Here is an 18,513-nt window from a genome sequence, read left to right as displayed (position 1 = left end):
ATCACAATTAAATAAAAAAGTATGAATACTAATAAAAAAATCGAACTGGGAAGTCAAGGACTTTTAGTTCCAAAAGTAGGATTGGGTTGTATGGGAATGACCCAAATTGCAGGAATGGATATTTATGGAAAAGCGGATGAGACCGAATCTATTGCCACTATTCACCGTTCATTGGAACTAGGGTACAACTTCGTAGATACTGCCGATTTATATGGTCCTTTATTAAATGAAAGGCTTGTCGCCAAAGCCATTAAAGGAAATAGAAATCAATATACCATTGCCACAAAATTTGGTTATGAAATCGATGACAAGGAACAACTGACTTGGCAATTCAACGGTACAAAAGATTATGTAAAAAAAGCTGTGGAGCGTTCGCTTAAAAATCTAGGAACAGATTATATTGACTTGTATTACTTGCACCGTTTAGACCCAAACACGCCAATTGAAGAAACTGTTGCAGCAATGGCCGAATTGGTAAGAGAAGGGAAAATTGGTCACATCGGACTTTCGGAAGTTTCATCGGAGACCATAAAAAAAGCCCATACTATTCATCCTTTGACTGCGGTACAAACAGAATATTCTTTGTTTGAGCGTGGCGTAGAAGAAACGGGAATTTTAAAAACACTTCAAGATCTTGGAATTGGGTTTGTGGCTTACTCCCCATTAGGCCGAGGATTTATTTCTGGCGATATCAAAAGCCCCGATGATTTTCCTGAGAATGACTTTAGAAAAAGTTTACCCCGTTTTCAAGGCGAACAATTTTACAAAAACATTGCCTTGGTAAATGAAATAAAAACATTGGCTATTAAAAAAGAAATAACACCTTCACAATTAGCCATCGCTTGGATTGTTTCAAAAGGTATTTTACCAATTCCGGGAACAAAAAGAGTGAAATATATCGAAGAAAATAATGCTGCCGCCGAAATTAAATTAAGCATTGAGGACCTAAACCGTTTAGAAACTATTATCCCTTTAGGAACCATCACAGGCGCTCGTTATGATGCTGCCAATATGGGCGCTATCGATCAATAAAACAACAATATTCAGTAGGAAAAGCTATCTTTACTATTCGCTTTTCCTACTGAATTTATAATTCGCACCATGAAAAAAGAGACCAATTCTCCTTATATCATCAATTCCATTTCTGAGTTGCATCGTTTATTAGAATTACCAAAACCAAAACATCCATTGGTTAGTGTCATTAATCTGAATGAAATAAAATGTCATTTTGATGAAAGCATAAAAAGTTTCGTTTATAATTTTTATTCGGTTTGTACCAAAAAGGATTTTAAAGGCAAATTGAAATATGGACAAAACTATTATGATTTTGACGAAGGTATAATGACTTTTTTTTCGCCGGGTCAGGTAATTTCGACTGTTGTTGATGAAGATATAGCGCTTTCGGGAATATGGTTAGTCGTTCACCCAGATTTTATCCAAAATTACGCCTTGGCAAAAAGCATCAAAGACTATGGATTTTTCTCCTATGCAGTAAATGAAGCGCTACACCTTTCGGATAAAGAAGAAGCAATGATTACGGACATTATGCAAAATATTGATACCGAATATTGTTCTGTAATCGATGGTTTTAGTCAGGATGTTATACTATCTCACATTGAATTATTGCTCAATTATTCCAACCGATTCTATAACAGACAGTTTATTACCCGAAAAAATGCCAGTAATGATTTGTTGAGTAATCTGGAAAAACTACTCTTGAATTATTTTAATGGTAACAAAGTTCAGGAATTTGGCCTTCCAACCGTTCTATACATTTCAGAGCAATTGAATGTATCGCCAAATTATTTAAGTGATATGCTACGATCACTCACTGGACAAAGTACGCAGCAGCACATTCACGATAAGTTAATTGAAAAAGCCAAAGAAATTTTGACAACAACTTCTTTATCCGTGAGTGAAATAGCGTACCAATTGGGTTTTGAATACCCACAGTCTTTTAGCAAATTATTCAAAAGTAAAACCAATGTTTCGCCTTTAGAATTTAGAAGCTCCTTTAATTAAACCTCAAACATGAAAAAATCCATACTAAAGAACAGTATTTTAAGCCTAATTATCATAAGCGTCGTGTCATGTTCATCCATGAAAACAGCTACCGTTAGTGGGAAAGTTTCGGTCATTCAAAAAGGGAAAGATGGCTACACTGCGACAATTGAAAATACAAAAGGACGCATTTATTTAGGAACAATTAGTATTCCTAATTTGAGCAATCCTCAATTATTCAAACAGGCGGAAATTGGAGATACAATAGTTGTGAAAGGAGACGTTTGGAAAATGGGAAAAGAAAAACAAATTACTGTTAGAGAAATATTGGAACTGAAACAGAAGAACGTTGCCGAAGCTAAAATCACTGGAACAGTTCAATCTATCGAAAAAGGGAAAGATGGCTATACTGCCAAAATAAAAACAACTGAGGGAACGTCATATTTTGCTGTAATCAGCATTCCAAATCTTGGAAGCCCGGGAAAATTTCGTGAATTTAAAATAGGAGAAAAGGTTACTTTGTTTGGAGAAATCTGGAAAATGGGAAACGACAACCGAATCACAGTTAGAAAAATTTTAGATTAAAAACTTCTAAAATAAAGCACTAGAATTTCATCCATAAGAAATCGTTTTTGTATCAAGTTCAGAATTAAAAGGCGCAAAACCAGCTGCAGTGGTATTACATTCAATTTTCATGAACGTACAATTAACATTCCCAAAATAACTGGCTACCGCCACTTCTGAAGCATCTTTCCCATTCGCTATTTTTACTAATCCATTAGCAACAGCTAATTTAGTGGGATCAAAAAACAGCCATTGTCTACCGATATAAGCCTCAAAACAAGCATGAAAATCTGGTGGATTAAGATTATGTGCATATCCAGTAAAATAGCGCGCCGGTATATCTAAAGCTCTGCACAACGCAATCCCTAAATGGGCAAAATCTTTACAAACTCCCACTTTCTCAAGCAACGTATCGCATGCGGAAGTATTGGAATTGGTAACGCCGGTTTTGTATTCGACAGTGTTGAAAATCCATTCGTTTATTGCTTTTGCTTTAGCATATTCATTAGGCAAAAATCCAAACTCATTCATGGCAAATTCTGATAATTTATCCGACTCACAATGCCTGCTTGGCGAAATAAAGGGCAATACTTCGTTATCCAGGTTGATAATCGGTATGGATTTCAAAAGTGCTTTTTCATCATAAATCGTATGTTCTACTTCTACTTCTGCTTTGTAAATTATTGTGAAAAACAGGCCTTGCTCTACCTCCATTTTTACAAAACGTGTACCCGAATTTTTCAAAGTAAATTCCTCAAACTTTATGGCCGGAATAACAATAATGGATTCCGAAATAATTATTTGACTCGCTGATTTTGCTGCCTGTATATTAAAAATAAAGGTAGTTGGAGAAAAGACTTCGTATGATAATTCACTGTATACTTTAAATTTCATTTTGTAAATGTACCAATTTGTGGTTGGCACTAAATACGATTGCTTGATTTATTCTCCGCCGCTATTCGCTTTTATCAGATTCTTAAATCCGACAGAATCTATTTATGCAATTCCAAAAAAGTGATACTTTTTTTTATACTTTTATAAACACAACAAGAATTCCAATCGGTTTTGAAAAAAGGAATAAAAATTGACAACCAAAAATAAACAGAGATGAAAACATTGGGACCTATTGGTGGGATTAGCTGGGTTTCTACTGCTGATTATTATAAACTTATTAATGAAGGAGTAAACGAGAAACTGGGAGGTATTAATTTTGCCAAATGCGTAATTCATTCTTTCAATTATGCAGATATTATAAGAAATAATAACAACAACGATTGGGAATCAACATTTATAATGCTCTCAGAAGCCTGTGAAAACCTGCAACAAAGTGGCGCGGAAGCTATTGTTTTATGCGCTAATACAATGCATCTTTTAGCTGATAGAATTGAGCAAAAAATATCGATACCCGTAATTCATATCGCCACTGAAACTACAAAAGAAATAAAAAAACTGAATCTATCTAAAGTGGGGCTTTTAGGAACTAAATTCACAATGGAGCTGGATTTTTTTACCTCTAAACTCAATAATCAAAATATTGAAACTTGCATACCGGAGCAGGAAGACAGAGATTTTATTCAAGATACCATTTACCACGAACTGGGAAAAGGAATCATTAACCCCGATTCAAAACAGCGTTACATCAGTATTGTCAATAAATTAATAGAAAATGGTGCTGAAGGAATTATTCTTGGTTGCACTGAAATTCCATTATTGATTCAACAAGAGGATATTGCCGTTCCTATTTTTGACACTGCCATAATTCATTCAGCAGCTGCAGTAGCATTTGCTTTAAGCTAAAAATATACCGCTATAATTCCAAAATTATTCCAAATAAAAATAAAATATGAAAGCAACAAAATTACTATTTCTAATGGGAATCGCCTTAGCCATTACCAGCTTTAAAACAATAACTTCTGATTCTAAAATCGTAGCGCCATCAAGAGAATTTTACCAACTCAAAACCTATATTTTCAAAACGAAACAGCAGGAACAAACCACTGATAAGTTTCTGAAAGAAGCGTATTTGCCAGGATTAAAAAAACTGGGAATAAAGAATATTGGGGTTTTCAAACCAAAACCAAATGCTACTGACACACTAAAAAAGATTATAGTATTAATTCCATTTTCGTCCTTATCACAATTTCTTGGATTGGAAGAAAAACTGGCAAAAGACAAAACCTATTTGGCTGCAGGGGCAAATTATTTGAATGCCACTTATAAACAAGCACCTTATGCGCGTATCGAATCAGTTTTATTAAAAGCATTCGCTGATCATCCCATAATGACAACCCCTACTTTGAATAGCCCAAGAGCAAACCGGGTGTATGAATTAAGAAGTTACGAATCAGCAACCGAAGCGATTCATAAAAATAAAGTGGATATGTTTAATGCCGGTGGAGAAACAAAACTCTTTGACCGCCTTGCATTTAATCCTGTTTTTTATGGCGAAGTTATTTCGGGAGCAAAAATGCCAAACTTGATGTACATGACCACTTTTGCGGATCAGGCCGGCCGAGATGAGCACTGGAAAGCCTTTTCAGCTTCACCCGAGTGGAAAGAATTAACTGCTATGGAAAAATACAAAAACAATGTTTCACACATAGACATTACTTTTTTATACCCTACAGACTATTCCGATTATTAGATTTTCATAAAAAAACTAAAAAATAATCACTTCTACAAACTGTGGTTTACAGTTGACACTTCCAATCATTACTCACAAAACTACAACTCTAAAAAAGTTGTAGTTTTTTATTTTAAGAATTATAAAATACATTTTTAAAGATAGAAATACGCATTGTCAGAAAGATTATACAAGTAAATTTAAGTATCTTTAAAGCTATGGAAACGCTCAATACAATACTAAAACTCGCTGCTGGTATAGGTTTATTCCTTTTTGCCATGTATCTGGTCGAAGAATCTTTAAAGAATCTATCCGGGAGAAGTTTTAAATTATTTCTTCAGCGCATTACAAAAAACAACATCGGCGCAGTAGTGGGCGGAACAATTGTAACTGCAGTTCTTCAGAGCAGTTCCATGGTTTCGATGATGGTTTTGGCATTTGTCGGCGCAGGTGTTTTTACGATGAAAAATGCCTTAGCCATTATTCTGGGTGCAAATCTGGGTACTACACTCGCCAACTGGGTTTTCGCAACGCTGGGTTTTAAAACGGATATTGAAATAATAGCCTATCCAGCAGTTTGTTTGGGTGGTTTTCTGTTAATCCTGCTTGGGCATCGGAAAACTATAAAATACCTCTCTTATTTTCTTTTAGGATTTGGCTTATTGTTCATCGGTCTTTCCTTTATGAAAACAGCTATGGAATCGCAGGTACAGCATTTTGATTTTTCTCAATATGCCACGATGCCACTTGTCGTTTTTTTACTTATTGGATTTGGAATTACTTTAATCGTCCAATCCAGTACCGTGACCATGGCACTTACATTGAGCGCACTTCACGCCGGAGCGATTGGTTTTCCTATGGCAGCCGCAATTGTTTTGGGTTCAGAAACTGGCACCATCATTAAAATAGTAGTAAGCGCAATAGGTGGCAATGCTTCAAAAAAGCGGGTGGCACTTGGCAATTTACTTTTCAATATCTGCAGTACCGCATTTGCTTTTGTATTACTGAGACCAATCCTATTACTCATAACTGATGTTTTCAATATCAAAGATCCGCTGATTGGCCTCGTAACTTTTTCGAGCTTGATTAACCTGCTGGCCATTGTACTCTTTCTTCCCTTTCTTGAAATTTTTACGAAATTTTTAGAACGTTTTTTTAAAAACTCCAATGGGTCCACAGTTGCTTTTATAAGCCACGCCTCTATTAATGAACCAGAAACTGCACTCGATTTGTTCCGAAGAGAAACAAAACATTTTATTCATAATTCGATGCTTTTTAATCTAGAATTATTCAAAATTGATACACTACAGATTCGAAAAAATGATGATTTTAAAGCCATCAATGAGAAAAGCAATTTCTTTTCGAAAACCGAAGAAGAAAAATATGATTTTCTGAAACAACTACAGGGCGAAATACATGCTTTTTATCTGGAACTAAGAACAAAATTAGAGGGAGAAAAACAGGCTGAACTCAACCAACTGATTTCAGCCGTACGCAGTTCCATGCACTCTGTGAAAAGCGTGAAAGACATTGGAACCAATATTACGAATCTCAGACATTCGTCAAAAGATATCAAATACAATTTTTTTATACATCATAAAAAAGAAACCGAAAATCTATACTTTCAGTTGAATGCATTCCTCTGCGAGGATAAAAAAGCAAGCTTTGAAGAACTACAAAATATATTTGATTCCATTCAGAATAATTATAGTTCAGCTCTCAATAATTTTTATACAGAAGCACAAAACGCATCCATTGAAGATATTGATATCACTACAGTCATCAACTTTAACCGGGAACTTTTTACTTCAAATAAAGCTTTGCTGATGGCAGTAAAAGAAATTTTATTGGAGGAAAAACAAGCAGAATATTTTAATGAGATTCCAATTTACAAAACCTAACGTAAACAAAATTTGGTTCGTTTACCATTCATTTTCAATTAAACAGGTCGTAAAATTGTTTTTGGCACACTTTAATCCAAAAATTTTACAAGTTAATATTCAAATTATATAAACCATTTCTGATTTAAATTTTCATCTTTGTGTTTAATTCAATTTAGAATTTAAATTGCTTTTCTAGTCTAAATTGGCTAATTTTAGACCTAAAATCAAGACCTTTTGAAAAAATACTTACAAAAAAGTTTTAAAATTTTCCTCTGGATAATAGGAACTATAATCGTATTGTTTTTATTGTTACTTCTTGCTATTCAAATGCCTTCAGTTCAAAATTTCGCCAAAGGAAAAGCAGTAACTTATCTGGAAGGGAAGATTAAAACCAAAGTTTCAATTGATACCTTAAAAATTGGGTTTCCAGAAAAAATAATACTCAAAGGTGTTTATTTTCAAGATCAAAAAAAAGACACACTTTTGGCCGGAGAGCGATTAGCGGCTGATATTAGTTTGTTGCAATTGATGAATAACAAAATAGAAATCAACTCCCTCGAACTGGAAGGCATTACTGCCAATTTAAATAGAGATACTAAAGCAGTTTTTAATTTCGAATACATCTTCAAAGCTTTTGCTTCGCCAGAGAAACAAAAGAGCGATTCTCCTCCGATGCAATTTTCCGTTGAGGAAATTAAGTTAGACCGAATAAAATTTAATTATAATGATGCCGTTACAAAAAATGATTTAAATGCCAATCTAAATCATTTTGAAACAACAATAAAAACGTTTGATTTAGATCAAATGAACTTTGAAATTCCGAAAGCTAAAATTAATGGTTTGAGGTTTAAATTAAAACAAGGTTTGGTTCAAATATCCAATAAAACCAAAGTTGCTGCTGCTAAAAATGCTCCGGAATCTATCTTAAAATTAAAGCTGGGCGAAATTGATTTTTCCAAAATTGATTTCGATTATCAAAGTGACGAAACCAAGTTATCCACTAATTTCTATTTGAAAAAACTGTTAGCTAAAATTGATAAAATTGATCTTAACAATCGATTGCTTTTAATCGAAAGTATTGATTTGACGGGTGTGGAAGGCGGATTGGCTTTTGGAAAACTAGACCAAAAAAACGCAAAAAATCAATCTAATGACAAAGCTAACAACTGGGAAGTAAAAGTAAATAAAACAACGTTTAACCGAATTAACTTCCGTTATGACAATAATAACAATGTCGCAACTAAGAAAGGAATCGATTACAACCATTTAGATTTCACGAAATTAAACTTACAAGTTGATGCCTTATATTACAACCCCGAAAAAATTTCCGGAGATGCAAATTCGTTAACATTCAGAGAGAAAAGTGGTTTGAATGTGCAATCATTCAATGCTGAATTTTTCTACGGTAAACGAAATGCGTCGCTTAAAAAATTATATTTAAAAACGCCTCAAACGGAATTGAGAGATGAAATTCTAATAGGCTATCCTTCAATTGAATCATTGGCTAAAAATCCAGGAGAATTAGGGCTAATGGCTAATTTGAAGAAAAGTAAATTGGGCGTTAAAGATATTTTGCTTTTTGCTCCCATGGTATCGAAGACGAATCCTTTCATGAGCTATCCCAACGCGATACTGCTTGTCAATGGTAAAGTTTCTGGGAAATTAAAGAATCTTGTATTTCCAGCCATCGAAATCAGCGGCATTGGAACCACAAAAGTAGTGGCAAGCGGTAGAATTATAGGTTTACCAGATGTCAACAAAGCCTACTTTGATTTGAATATTAAAGACTTACAATCCGGTTCGAAAGATTTTAATGGAATTTTACCTCCAGGAACGATTCCAAATTCGATTCAGTTGCCTTCAAAATTAAGTGCAGTAGGAACTTTCAAAGGGACAATTGCTAATTTTAATACCAATCTGAATTTGGTAAGTAGTTTTGGAAATGCAAAAATCAAAGGCACCTATGACCGCAGCATAAAAAATCGGGATAAATATGATGCCCGAATAGAACTGACTAATTTTGAATTAGGGAAATTTATCAAAAACGATTCTATTGGAAAAGTCACTTTAAAAGCCAATATAAAAGGAAGTGGTTCCAATCTAAAAACTGCAACGGCTTCTTTCAACGGAACGATTCAAAAAGCCTATTATAATAAATATACGTATCAAAATCTGAGCGTAAAAGGGACTATTCGCAGCGGAAATTTCAATGCAACCGCTGTCGCAAAAGACCCTAATCTGACTTTTGATTTGGTCAGCAGCGGAAGTTTTAGAGATAAATATCCAACTGGAAAATTAAAACTGAATGTGGATATCGCTGATTTGGAAAAACTGAATCTGCATGCTGGTCCCATGAAAATAAGAGGCGTTGTAGATGCTGACATTCAATCGGCAAATTTAGATTATCTCAATGGAACTGTAAATGCACATGGCATAAGTATAGCCAATGCGAAAGAACAATTTGTAATTGATTCCATAAACATAGTCGCAACATCCACATCTGAAAAGAATACATTACTATTAAAATCCCCTTTTTTAGATGGTGAAGTAAATGGAAAATACAAGTTATCAAAAATAGCGACCGCTTTATCTAATTCTATTGCCAAGTATTATGACAGCAAACCAAATTCAAGAAAAACCGTTGTTGAAAAACAACAATTTGCTTTTAAAATTGGTATAAAAGACAGTCCAATTCTATTGAAGCTTATTCCAGAATTGAAAAGTCTTGAGCCTATTAACATCAATGGAAGATACAATTCTGTTAACGATTCTATTGTTCTGAACGGTACCGTTCCAAAATTAATTTACGGAGAAAATACGATCACAAATGCCGTTCTTAAAGTGGATACGCAAGATAAAGCACTTGTTTACAGTTTGATTGTAGACGACATTCAAAACAAACAAATTCAATTGCCTTATACCAATATGTCGGGGAAAGTACAAAACAACATTCTGGATTATACGCTCCAATTAAAAGACATAAAAGAAGTAGAAAGATACTTGATTGCAGGAACTTTACAGGCAACAAACGGAAATAATGAAATAAATCTTGATCCAAACAATCTGTTGCTCAACTATGAATCCTGGAAAATATCCCAAGACAATTTAATTCGTTTTGGTAAAAAAGGAATTTATGCTGATAATTTCGAATTGAGTAAAGATGGAAGCAGTATCCGAATTCAGTCACAATCCAATAATACAAATGCACCAATCGCGATTGATTTCAAGGATTTTGACATCAAAACCATTACCAGTATGGTTGAAAAAAAGGATTTGCAAATGAGCGGTAAAATCAATGGAAACGCATTAGTTAAAAATGTAAATACATCACCCCTTTTTACTTCGGATTTAAATATTGAAGATTTCACTTTCAAAAAAGATACTGTCGGTAACGTTAGTATAAAAGTTAATAATGCATTTGCCAATAGATATGATGCAGTAATTTCAATCACAGGTCAAGGAAACCAAGTCAATTTAGACGGAAATTATAAAACTACGGACAGCAGTTTTGATATGAATCTGGTTATTGAAAAACTGAATTTAAAAAGCATTCAGGGCTTTACTTTGGATAATATAAAAGAAAGTACCGGCTTTTTTAATGGCAATTTCAAAATTACAGGCAATACATCTCAGCCAAAAGTAATTGGAGAATTACAATTCAATGAAATTGGTTTCAAGGCGACAAAACTCAACTCAACCTTCAAGTCTGCAAATGATAAAATCGTATTTACCAGCGATGCCATCCTTTTCGATAATTTCATTTTAAAAGATGAAAAAGACAATGATTTAACCATCAACGGAAAAATCGACAGTAAGAATTTCAGGAATTTTGGTTTTGATTTAGCTTTGGATGCCGATAATTTCAAAGCCATTAATTCTAAAGCCAAAGACAATGCTATGTATTATGGCGAATTGTATTTAGACAATCATTTAAAAATATCAGGCAATTTTGATAATCCTGTTGTGGAAGGAAATATCAAAATTAACAAAGACACTAAATTTACTGTTGTTTTACCACAATCAGATCCATCAATAGCTGATAGAGAAGGTATTGTAGAATTTATTGATCAAGACCAGCCACAATTGATGGGGGATATTGCTCTGGCAGAATTTACCAGTGAATCAGAGATAAAAGGAGTTAATGCTTCGGTAAATATTGAAATAGATAAAGAGGCCGAATTGTCTCTGGTTATTGATAAAGCCAACGGGGATTTCCTAAAATTAAAAGGGGAAGCACAATTGAACGGCGGAATTGATTCTTCCGGAAAAACAACTTTGACCGGAAGATATGAATTATCAGAAGGAAGTTATGAAATGAATTTTAATTCCATTAAAAGAAAATTCGACATCAAACCGGGAAGTTATATTCTTTGGACAGGAGAACCAACCACCGCAGACATTAGTGTTACAGCAATTTATAAAACAGATGCGGCGCCAATTGATTTAGTAAATGATCAATTAGGAACAGTAACCGCCGAAGTGAGAAATACATACAAGCAAAGAATTCCTTTTGAAACCAGATTAAAAATGACCGGTGAACTGATGAAACCTACCATTTCGTTTGATATCGTTTTGCCTGAAGGAAATAATAGTGTTTCGACTGAAATTATCAACACTACGCAAGCCAAACTGACGCAACTACGTCAGCAGCCGGATGAATTGAATAAACAGGTTTTTGCCTTACTGCTACTGAATCGTTTCATTGGAGAAAATCCATTTGCAAGTGAGGCAGGAAGAGCAAACGTTTCTTCATTAGCCAGAGAAAGTGCCAGTAAAATTTTATCGCAGCAACTGAATAATCTTGCAGGCGATTTAATCAATGGAGTAGAACTTAATTTTGATTTAAATACTTCTGACGATTATACCACCGGGCAACGAGCTAATAAAACCGATTTGAATGTTGGTATTTCCAAAAAATTACTGAACGACCGATTGAAAGTTACCGTTGGTAGTAGTTTTGGAATTGAAGGACCGCAACAAGTCAATCAGAATGCTAACAATATAGCCGGCGACGTTTCTTTAGATTACCAACTTTCAAAGGATGGAAGGTATAAAGTTCGAGCCTACCGAATAAACAAATATCAAGTGGCACTTCAAGGTGAAGTTGTAGAGACCGGAATTGCTTTCATCATTACGTTGGATTACAATAAATTTAAGGAGTTATTTGCTAAAAGTAAAGCGCAAAAAGCAGCTAAAAAATTAAAAAAAGAATCAAAAAAGAAATCTGATGAATAAGACCCATTTACAATATTTTCTTTTTTTAGCATTTTTTGCCACATCGTGCAGCAATACAAAATTTTTGCCCGAAGGAGAACTGCTGTATACTGGTGCAACAGTAAAAGTGGAAGGAAATGAGATCGCTAAAAAAGAAAAAAAAGCGTTAAAGACGGCACTAAAAGAGATTCTTAGACCAAAACCCAACTCCTCCTTTCTTGGGTTGAGACCCAAATTATTCATTTATAATTTAGCGGGAAAGCCAAAAAAAGAAAAGGGATGGCGTTACTGGCTGAAAACCAAAGTGGGTGAACCACCCGTTTTATACAGTAAGGTTGATTTAGAATATAGTAAAAGTGTTTTACAGAATTTCTCTGAAAATAGTGGCTATTTCAACACTAAAACAGAAGCAGATTCAACTCGCCATGGTAAAAAAGCCACGGCGGAATATATTGTAAAACCCGGTAAACAATATAAAATTAGAGAAGTAAAATTCCCCACAGATTCCTCCTTAATCTCTAGTGCGGTTCGTAATACCAAACGCAGAACTTTATTAAAAAAAGATAACGGATACAGCCTTGATGTTATTAAAGAAGAAAGAGTGCGTATTGATACCAGACTTAAGGAAAAAGGTTTTTTCTACTTCAACCCCGATTATCTTAAAGTACAAGTAGACAGTACTGTTGCTGATCACCAAGTGGATCTTATCGTAAAAGTAAAAGACGAAACTCCAAAACTAGCAGAAACACCATTCAAAATCAATAAAATTATTGTTTATCCTAACTATTCCATTGGTTCTGATAGTTTGAAACCTAATTATAATTCCATCAAAAAATACAATGATTTTACCATTATAGATCCGGAGAATTTATTCAAACCACGAGTTTTTGACCGTACTTTGTATTTCAAAAAAGAAGATTTATACAACCGTACCAATCATAATTTATCTTTGAATAGATTGGTGAATTTGGGTACTTTCAAATTCGTAAAAAATCAGTTTAAACCTTCCGATACCATAGGAAATTATTTAGACGCCTATTATTATCTTACCCCATTACCTAAAAAATCACTTCGTTTTGAAGTATTAGCAAAAACCAATTCTGCTAATTACACCGGAACCGAACTCAATTTAAACTGGAGCAATCGAAACGCTTTTAGAGGTGCTGAATTACTGACTATATCTGCTTTTGGCGGTGTCGAAGTACAAGTTTCCGGGCAGAATAATGGATTTAATGTATACCGGTTTGGAACCGAAGCTAATTTAGTTTGGCCTCGATTTGTTTCCCCATTTAAATTTAGATCTTCCAGTGGTTTCGTACCTAAAACAAAAGCTACATTAGGATATGAATTTCAAAACAGAACCAAATTGTACTCGTTACAAACATTCAAAGGATCCTTTGGTTATTTATGGAAAGCAAGTGAGAAAAAAGAGCATTTATTAAATGTTACTGAAATCACTTATGCGAGCCCTCAAAATGTAACTCCTTTGTACCAAGAGCAAATTGTAGCCAATCCATCACTGGGGAAAGTAATTGAGAAACAATTAATTTTTGGTCCAACCTATTCCTTTACCTACACCAACACTTTACAGAAAAGAAAGAAAAATACATTTTACTATAAAGGAACTATCGACTTGGCCGGGAATATAGCTGGATTAGCTACTGGAGCAAACCTAAAAAAAGGAGATACCATTAAACTGTTTGATGTCCCTTTCAGCCAATTTATAAAAATAGAAAACGATTTTAGACATTATTTAAAATTAGGACCTGATTCACAGCTTGCCAGTAGAATTATTGTGGGCGCAGGTTTTGCTTACGGAAATTCGAATGAGTTACCATTTATTAAGCAGTTTTTTATTGGTGGAACCAATAGTTTAAGAGCATTTCGTGCTAGATCCATAGGTCCCGGAACGTATGACGGTTCTGCTACCGCCAGTAGTTTTTTAGCGGATCAGTCAGGTGATTTAAAACTGGAATTCAATACAGAATATCGAGCTAAAATCTATGGTTTGGTAAAAGGAGCTTTATTCTTAGACGCAGGGAATATATGGCTATTGAAAGATAACCCTGAAAAACCAGGCGCCCAATTTTCTAAAAAATTCATGAATGAATTAGCCGTTGGAACTGGTGCCGGATTGCGTTTTGATTTCTCTTTTCTAATTCTTAGAACGGACTTTGCTTTCCCTATTCGAAAACCTTATTTACCGGATGGACAACATTGGGTTTTAGATCAAATCAATTTTGGAAATGGTACATGGAGAAAAGAAAATTTAGTTTTCAATTTGGCTATCGGCTATCCATTTTAGTTTAGATAAAACTGAATATACCCATAGTTAAAATATTGATTTTAAAAACATTGAAACAATTTTTTATTAAAATTAAATTACATGGTTGTACATTTACTACACACTAAAATGAGCTGTTAAATAACTCCAAAGTAGTTAGAAAATGAATGCCCGAAAAAAATTATCAACTAAATTTGTGCGCTTTTGGAAACTCTTGGGTCCGGGACTTATAACTGGTGCCAGTGATGATGATCCATCCGGAATCGCTACTTATTCCCAGGCAGGTGCTGCATTTGGGCTTTCAACATTATGGACTGCACTTATTGCATTCCCGCTTATGGCCTCTATTCAACAAATGTGTGCCAGGATTGGTTTAGTTACTTCACAAGGCTTAACAGGAACACTTAAAAAAAACTATCCAAGACCGGTTTTGTATTTAATGTTATTATTTAGTTTCCCTGCTATTGTTATGAATATTGGTGCCGATATTGCAGGAATGGGAGCTGTCGGTAATTTATTATTTCCCGCTATTGATGCCACTTTTTTCAGTGTAGTTTTTACTATTATTCTACTAATACTGATTGTCTATTTGCCTTATCAAAAAATTGCTTCAACGCTTAAATACCTCTGCCTTGTTCTTTTAGTATATCTGGTTGTCCCGTTTTTATATAAACAGGATTTAACCGAAATACTAAAGTCAACTTTTATTCCTACTATACAATTCAATAAAGAATATATTGGGATTCTTGTAGGCATACTTGGAACAACAATTTCGCCTTATTTATTCTTTTGGCAAGCTTCTATGGAAGTGGAAGAAATGAAACACAAGAAAAATCATTTGATGGTAAATAAAAAAATAATTAATGACATGAAAGAAGATGTCGATTTTGGGATGTCTTTTTCTGGTTTGGTCATGTTCTTTATTATTCTTACTACCGGTACTGTTTTATTTAAAAGTGGAATTCATCAGATTGAAACTGTACAACAGGCGGCAATGGCATTAAAACCATTAGCAGGAAATTCAGCTTATCTTCTTTTTGCAATTGGAGTTATTGGAACTGGTCTTTTGGCTATTCCCGTTTTAAGTGGTTCCCTTTCGTACATTATTACCGAAACATTTGGCTGGGAACAAGGTCTGGACAAAAAATTTCATGAAGCAAAAGCATTTTATATTGTTATTGCAATTTCCCTTATATTGGGTTTATCCTTAAATTATATTGGTATTTCACCAATAAAAGCACTACTCTATACTGCGGTTCTTTATGGCTTGACCGCGCCGGTATTAATTGCTATTATTCTTCATATATCCAATAATAAAAAAGTTATGGGAGAATTCACAAATGGAAAAACTGCTAATATTCTAGGAATTGCAGCATTCATTATTATGACAGTCGCCGCAGTGACTTTAATTTACCTGGAAGTAACAGCTAAATAAATGGAGTCCTCTTTTATTATTTTAAAAACCAAATCAAACTCAATATAAAACTGCAAAAGCCACAATTCATTAAATAATAATTAAAATTCATTCTGAATTTTGTTAAATCTTTATTATTTGACCTCAATGACCTTCCAATCGTTAATGCATTAGATTATATTTGCATTAATAAAACCTACTACTAAATTATGGAAGAATGTATTTCTGTTTTTGATATGCTTAAAATCGGTGTTGGGCCCTCTAGTTCTCATACACTTGGGCCTTGGCGCGCAGCAGAACGTTTTCTAAGTGAATTGAGAAACGAAAACTTAATCCATAAAGTAAACAGAGTAAAAGTAGATTTATATGGTTCTCTTTCGCTAACTGGTAAAGGTCATGCAACTGATTTAGCCATTATGTTGGGCTTAAGTGGACAAGATCCTGAATATATTCCTATTTCGGATATCGATAAAATTATAAAATCAATCAAGGATAAAAATGAAATCAATCTTGGCAATGAAAACCAGATTCCGTTCCATTTTTTACAAGATATTGTTTTCAATAAAAACTTCCTTCCTTTTCATGCTAATGCTATGACTTTTACAGCTTACATAAATCATGATAAAGAATACATTTCCACCTTCTACTCCATTGGGGGCGGATTTGTTGTAAAAGAAGAACGCATCAATGCGAAGAAAAAAATTGCTATAAAATGTGCATTTCCTTTCCCAATCGATAAAGCAACTGAACTTTTGGACTACTGCAGAAAAGAAAAGAAAAAGATTTCGGAAATTGTTTATGAGAATGAAAAATCGATGCGCACCGAAGAAAAAATCAATCATGAATTAATGCGCATTTGGAATACGATGTTGGAGTCTATGTATATCGGTTGTCATTCCGAAGGGATTTTACCCGGAGGATTACATGTTCGCCGTCGTGCGTTTGATATGCACCAAAACCTCATTGGCTTAGCAAACTATGATTCTCCGCAAACTTGGCTAGAAGAAATTAGAAAAACCGAAGTAAAATTTCGCCAAATCCTAAAGTGGGTAAGCTGTTTTGCACTTGCTGTAAATGAAGTCAATGCTGCTTTAGGGCGTGTGGTTACCGCTCCAACTAACGGAAGTGCCGGCGTTATTCCATCTGTTTTAATGTATTATTTAGTTATCGAAAACCATAATGCTGGCGAAAAAGAAATCAAACAATTCCTGATGGTAGCCAGCGAAATAGGAAGCATTTTCAAAAAAGGTTCTACTATTTCAGCAGCAATGGGTGGCTGTCAGGCAGAAATTGGTGTTTCATCATCAATGGCAGCAGCAGCTCTATGCGAATTAATGGGCGGAACTCCGGAACAAGTTTTAATGGCTGCCGAAATTGCCATGGAACATCATCTTGGTTTAACGTGTGATCCTATTGGTGGATTAGTCCAAATTCCTTGCATCGAAAGAAATACGATGGGAGCCATAAAAGCGATTAATGCTGCCGAATTAGCATTAGAAACAGATCCTAAAAATGCAAAAGTTCCCTTAGACAAAGTAGTTGACACGATGTGGCAAACTGCCAAAGACATGAACAATAAATACAAAGAAACCTCCGAAGGAGGTTTAGCAATCGCTGTGAATATGGCCGATTGTTAGATAATTTGATTACTTTTTTAACTCAAAAGAGGTTTTTTGAGTTAAAAAAGCAATCCTTTTACCAACCTTCATTTAACCCATTTTTAAGTGCTAATCGGTATTTTTCTAAATCAAATTTATATAAATCCGGTGCTTTGTGCGCTCCCCCTTTTCTACTTTCTTCTAATTTTTCGAGAATATCATAACGCAGCATCTTTCTATAAAAATTACCACGATTCAATTTCTTTGCTAAAATAATTTCATACAATTTTTGAAGTTCGGGCATAGTAAATTTTTCAGGCAATAAACTGTAGCCAATCGGTTTATGATTTAATTGTCTGCGCAGCGTTTCTAATGCTTTATCAAAAATACTTCTGTGATCCATCATAAAATCTGGCAATTCATCAATTGATTTCCATTCGCACGCATCAGAAAAATCATCCATAACTAAATTTACATGATGAAAATCGACTAAGGCATAAAATCCAATGGATAAAAATCGCTGTTTGTTCCACAGCGTATCCGGAAAATTATCAAAAATTCCATCAGATCGATTCAAATCACTAAAAACTTTAAATTCTTGCAAATAAATATTTTCTGCACCTGTTCTACTAAATAAAATTCTATTGGCCGCCTCTTTAAGATTTTCTGTTTTTAAAACATATCCTCCGGGAAGAGCCCAAAGATCTACCTCTTTTAATCTAGTAACCAATACTTTTAAGGTAGTATCGTGAAATCCAAAAACGACACAATCCACGGATAAATTTGGGATGTATATGTCCCAAGCTTCAGCTGATTTTCCCTCTATTATTTTATTAAATTCCATTATTTTATATTGATTGCAAAAATACGAAATTGATTATAATTTTTACTTTAAAAACTAATAATCAAAAAATAAACTATCTTTTTTTGCA

12 protein-coding genes are annotated in these 18,513 nt (G+C 34.2%); 10 read left to right on the top strand and 2 right to left on the bottom strand.

Annotation, left to right across the window (positions count from 1 at the left end):
* Nucleotides 1–21: 21 nt before the first annotated feature.
* The 3 genes from ACM55K_RS17120 to ACM55K_RS17110 all read left to right on the top strand — a co-directional run bounded on the left by ACM55K_RS17120 (nt 22) and on the right by ACM55K_RS17110 (nt 2,586).
* Complete coding sequence (locus ACM55K_RS17120; RefSeq protein WP_416851541.1) at nt 22–1,032, top strand: aldo/keto reductase; 1,011 nt, start codon at nt 22–24, stop codon at nt 1,030–1,032.
* Between the two features lie 69 nt (nt 1,033–1,101).
* Complete coding sequence (locus tag ACM55K_RS17115) at nt 1,102–2,022, top strand: helix-turn-helix domain-containing protein (RefSeq protein ID WP_416851539.1); 921 nt, start codon at nt 1,102–1,104, stop codon at nt 2,020–2,022.
* A gap of 9 nt (nt 2,023–2,031) precedes the next feature.
* Complete coding sequence (locus tag ACM55K_RS17110) at nt 2,032–2,586, top strand: hypothetical protein (protein WP_416851538.1); 555 nt, start codon at nt 2,032–2,034, stop codon at nt 2,584–2,586.
* Nucleotides 2,587–2,613: 27 nt separating this feature from the next.
* Here the strand turns inward: ACM55K_RS17110 and ACM55K_RS17105 are convergent, their stop codons facing one another.
* Nucleotides 2,614–3,459 (bottom strand): transglutaminase-like domain-containing protein, encoded by an 846-nt coding sequence (locus tag ACM55K_RS17105; protein ID WP_416851537.1) that lies wholly within the window; start codon nt 3,457–3,459, stop codon nt 2,614–2,616.
* Nucleotides 3,460–3,672: 213 nt separating this feature from the next.
* On the opposite strand from ACM55K_RS17105, the gene ACM55K_RS17100 reads away from it, so the two are divergent.
* The 7 genes from ACM55K_RS17100 to ACM55K_RS17070 all read left to right on the top strand — a co-directional run bounded on the left by ACM55K_RS17100 (nt 3,673) and on the right by ACM55K_RS17070 (nt 17,620).
* Nucleotides 3,673–4,362: an aspartate/glutamate racemase family protein gene (locus ACM55K_RS17100; RefSeq protein ID WP_416851535.1), complete on the top strand. Its 690-nt coding sequence runs from the start codon at nt 3,673–3,675 to the stop codon at nt 4,360–4,362.
* Between the two features lie 46 nt (nt 4,363–4,408).
* Nucleotides 4,409–5,209, top strand: coding sequence for an NIPSNAP family protein (locus tag ACM55K_RS17095; RefSeq protein WP_416851533.1), 801 nt, complete (start codon nt 4,409–4,411; stop codon nt 5,207–5,209).
* Nucleotides 5,210–5,406: 197 nt separating this feature from the next.
* Entirely contained in the window at nt 5,407–7,089 is a 1,683-nt protein-coding gene (locus ACM55K_RS17090; RefSeq protein WP_416851531.1) for a Na/Pi cotransporter family protein, read from the top strand.
* Nucleotides 7,090–7,305: 216 nt separating this feature from the next.
* Nucleotides 7,306–12,306, top strand: coding sequence for a translocation/assembly module TamB domain-containing protein (locus ACM55K_RS17085; protein ID WP_416851529.1), 5,001 nt, complete (start codon nt 7,306–7,308; stop codon nt 12,304–12,306).
* Complete coding sequence (tamL, locus tag ACM55K_RS17080; protein WP_416851528.1) at nt 12,299–14,590, top strand: translocation and assembly module lipoprotein TamL; 2,292 nt, start codon at nt 12,299–12,301, stop codon at nt 14,588–14,590. Before ACM55K_RS17085 ends, tamL begins: the two co-directional genes overlap by 8 nt.
* 142 nt (nt 14,591–14,732) lie before the next feature.
* Complete coding sequence (locus ACM55K_RS17075) at nt 14,733–16,004, top strand: NRAMP family divalent metal transporter (RefSeq protein WP_416851527.1); 1,272 nt, start codon at nt 14,733–14,735, stop codon at nt 16,002–16,004.
* A gap of 188 nt (nt 16,005–16,192) precedes the next feature.
* The gene (locus ACM55K_RS17070) at nt 16,193–17,620 is read left to right on the top strand and encodes an L-serine ammonia-lyase (protein WP_416851526.1); all 1,428 of its coding nucleotides are present in this window, start codon (nt 16,193–16,195) and stop codon (nt 17,618–17,620) included.
* Nucleotides 17,621–17,678: 58 nt separating this feature from the next.
* Here ACM55K_RS17070 and ACM55K_RS17065 read toward each other — a convergent pair whose 3' ends face one another.
* Entirely contained in the window at nt 17,679–18,425 is a 747-nt protein-coding gene (locus ACM55K_RS17065) for an NUDIX domain-containing protein (RefSeq protein WP_416851525.1), read from the bottom strand.
* Between the last annotated feature and the right edge of the window lie 88 nt (nt 18,426–18,513).

The sequence above is a fragment of the Flavobacterium arabinosi genome (genome assembly GCF_048158725.1).
GTDB classification, from domain to species: Bacteria; Bacteroidota; Bacteroidia; order Flavobacteriales; family Flavobacteriaceae; genus Flavobacterium; species Flavobacterium arabinosi.
The sequence above is the reverse complement of the archived record's forward strand: the minus strand, read 5'-3'. Positions and strand labels throughout refer to the sequence as shown.